The sequence below is a fragment of the Bacillus sp. IT-79MI2 genome, assembly GCF_949768135.1.
Classification (GTDB): Bacteria; Bacillota; Bacilli; order Bacillales; family Bacillaceae_G; genus Bacillus_A; species Bacillus_A pseudomycoides.
The window spans coordinates 1-325 of the sequence record NZ_CATKPV010000019.1; the positions used below are offsets into that span (position 1 = coordinate 1).

At 52.6% G+C, this 325-nt stretch carries 3 tRNA genes; all 3 read right to left on the bottom strand.

Going from position 1 to position 325, the window contains the following annotated elements:
- Window positions 1-44: 44 nt before the first annotated feature.
- Window positions 45-137 (bottom strand) — tRNA-Ser (locus ACM6HU_RS01045).
- Window positions 138-154: 17 nt separating this feature from the next.
- Window positions 155-231: transfer RNA gene (locus ACM6HU_RS01050), tRNA-Ile, on the bottom strand.
- Window positions 232-235: 4 nt separating this feature from the next.
- Window positions 236-312: transfer RNA gene (locus ACM6HU_RS01055), tRNA-Met, on the bottom strand.
- Between the last annotated feature and the right edge of the window lie 13 nt (window positions 313-325).

The window sequence follows — 325 nt, forward strand, 5'->3', positions numbered from 1 at the left end:
AGACTGCTCCACCCCGCGACGATACAATATTCTTTTTTAAAAAATGGAGGAGGTAGAGGGATTCGAACCCCCGCGCGACTCTCGCCGCCTGTCGGTTTTCAAGACCGATCCCTTCAGCCAGACTTGGGTATACCTCCAGGGAATTTACTTTAAATGGTGGACCTTGTAGGACTCGAACCTACGACCGGACGGTTATGAGCCGTCTGCTCTAACCAGCTGAGCTAAAGGTCCTTTATGGTAGCGGCGGAGGGGATCGAACCCCCGACCTCACGGGTATGAACCGTACGCTCTAGCCAGCTGAGCTACACCGCCATAATAAAGTTAT